General features: G+C 70.1%; 2 protein-coding genes. One reads left to right on the forward strand and one right to left on the reverse strand.

Annotated elements, in window-relative coordinates:
* Window positions 1–2,079: germacradienol/geosmin synthase (locus HUX53_RS31335; protein ID WP_176406826.1), on the reverse strand; the 2,079-nt coding region annotated here is incomplete at its 3' end.
* Window positions 2,080–2,209: 130 nt separating this feature from the next.
* On the opposite strand from HUX53_RS31335, the gene HUX53_RS31340 reads away from it, so the two are divergent.
* Window positions 2,210–2,581, forward strand: coding sequence for a phage holin family protein (locus tag HUX53_RS31340; RefSeq protein WP_176406827.1), 372 nt, complete (start codon window positions 2,210–2,212; stop codon window positions 2,579–2,581).
* The last annotated feature ends 101 nt before the right edge of the window (window positions 2,582–2,682 follow it).

Here is a 2,682-nt window from a genome sequence, read left to right on the forward strand (position 1 = left end):
GGGCGGGCGGCGCTCGTCGTAGCGGTCGGATTCGCGGTGCCATTTGAGGATGCCGGCCATCCAGTCGCGGAGTTCGCCGGCGTAGGCGTCGAGGGACGCGCGGGCGGTGCCGTCCAGGTCGAGGTCGTCGGCCAGTGCCGGGAGTTCGTGGGCGACCAGGTGCTCGAACTGGCGGCGGCGGGACGTGATGAGGTCGTTGACGATGGGGAGCGCCTCGTCGCGGCCGCAGCCGAAGAAGTTCTCGATGGCGAGGACGCCGTTGTTCAGCTCGCCCTCGTACTCGATCTCCTTCTGGTAGGAGAAGCAGTCGTTCAGCAGGCAGGCGACGTCCATCACCGACACGTCGATCTCGCGGAGCGTGCGGGTCTGGAACACCTCCGGCGGGATCTCGTGGGAGTGGTCGATCCGGCCGAGCGCCATCGTCATCTCGGAGCCGAACGTGTGGCGGCGCATCTCGACGTAGTCGACGGGGTCGGGGACGCGCGCTTGGACGTGGTTGTTCAGCTCCCAGACCCAGCTCTCCACCATGTGCTCGACGGCGGCGCGGAACTCGCGGCGGCCCCGGTCGTCCATGGGGAGGGCGGTGCGCGGCCACAGGTCGGCGAGGGCGGCCTCGAAGGCGTTCTCGGGCGGGGGAGTGCCGCCGCAGTCCAGCGGCATGAAGGACGGGACGCGGGCGTTGAACAGCTTCGCCCCGGCCATGTCGCGGTCGCGGTTGAAGACGGCGGGGAAGAAGTCGTCGCCGTAGGTGCCGAAGGCCAGCCACTGGGTGGCGAGGTCGAGGCCCTCGGCGCTCGCGTCCGGGTTCAGGGACGCCGCGCAGATCTCCAGCGCCATTCCGGTGAGCCGCTCGGCCGACCACACCGGTACCGGCAGCCGCGGATGCGGCGCGAACATGCCCATTTCGCGCGCCCACAGCACGACGTTGCGACCGGCGCGGTCGCGGTGCGGATTGACGCGCGGCGGGTACGGGATGTCGAACTCGGGGAGCGGGGTGGGGCCGACCTTCTGGAACGGGACGTGCGGCCGGCTGATCCGCGCCGACTTCAGCAGCGCGGGAATGCGGGCGGCCGACATTCCGAGGGACTTCTTGTTCATGTAGCGGCTGGAGCGCAGGTGCCATTCGTGGCCGCCGGACTGCCAGTCCTGGAGGGCCTTCACATAGGCCGCCACGCTCGCCTGCTCGGACGGGTCGAGCGCGTGGTCGGCGACGATGTGCGGCAGTTCGGTGAGGGCGGTGTTCTCGAACTGCCGGAGCCGCGAGGTCAGCAGGTCGTTGACCGTGTCGGCGGCGGCCTGCGGCGCGACCCCCAGGAAATGCTCCATCACCAGGACGCAGTTGTTCACCTCGCCCTCGGACTCGGTTTCGCGCTGGTAGGAGAAGATGTCGTTCCGCAGGTGCACGCCGTCCGCGAAGGTGTCCTTGAGGACGCGCAGCGGCCGCATTCCGACAACGCGCTCGGGGATCTCGACGCCCGCGGCGTGCTCGGCGAGGTCCGCCGACCAGGGCGCGCCGCCGACCTTGCGCCGCATCTCGATGTACTCGACCGGGTTCGGCAGCCGCCCGGTGCTGATGTTGGACAGTTCCCACAGCGATTCGCGCAGCAGGTTCAGCGTGCTGACGGAGAAGCGGTCGCGCCAGGCGTCCGACTTGGACGGGACGGTCCGCTCCCACAGGTCGGCGAGACCGCGTTCGACGGCGTTCACCGGTTCGGGCGGGTCGAGCGACATGAACAGCGGCAGCCGGTCGAGGTAGGCGCGGGCGCCGTCCTGGTCGCGGGGCTTCTTGAACACCTCCAGGAAGTGGTCGTCGAAGTAGAACACCCAGACGTACCAGTCGGTGATGAGGTCGAGTTCGGGTCCGTCGCAGTCGGGGTGGGTGTAGGCGCAGAGGAGCGCGTAGTCCATCGCTTCGAGCGCGGCCTCGTCCCAGATGTCGGGAGTGCCGGGGTCCCGGTCGTCGTCCAGCATCTTCATCTCGCGGGCCCACGCCATGGTGTGCGTCCGCGCGCCCGCCAGATGCGGGTTCAGGCGCGCGGGGTACGGGACGTAGAAGTCGGGCAGCTCGAACGGTTGCATCGACCGGCCTCTCTGTCGGCTCTGGGGACGGGGCGGGATCCGCTCGGCAACCTACAGCACTCGCAAAGTTACGGACGGTGACACATTCCTCTCCGGGTTCCTTTCCTTGCCTGCGGGTAAGCCGGAGGTCATGACGGAGTCGAGCGAACCCGCGGAGGTCGACGGCCCGCTGGAGCAGAACCTCGTGCTCGCCCGGCGGGTGGTCGACGCCGCGCAGCAGGAGATGGTGGACAAGGCCCGGCAGCGCATCCCGGCGCTGCGGCTGGGCGCCGTCGCCGGGGCCTTCGGCATGCTCGCGACCGCCGCCACGTACCGGATGAACGTGCTGCTGCTGGAGAAGAAGCTGCCGCCCGAGTTGGCGTCCTTCGTCGCCGCCGCGGTCTACGGCGGCGGGGCGGGCGCCGCGGCGGTGGCCGCGTCCCGCAAGTGGAAGGGGCTGCCGCCGCCGCTGCCGACCGAAACGGCGCGCCAGGTCGTGGAGATACTCTCCGACTCCGACTGATTGACACACGGTAGCGGGCGTCACAGACTCGGCGGAGTGCGCATCAGCGAGCTGACCGGCGTGCGGGCAGCGCGGCCGGGCGCGATCGCCGAGGCCGCGGC

The sequence above is a fragment of the Actinomadura sp. BRA 177 genome (assembly GCF_013372625.1).
Lineage (GTDB): Bacteria > Actinomycetota > Actinomycetes > Streptosporangiales > Streptosporangiaceae > Spirillospora.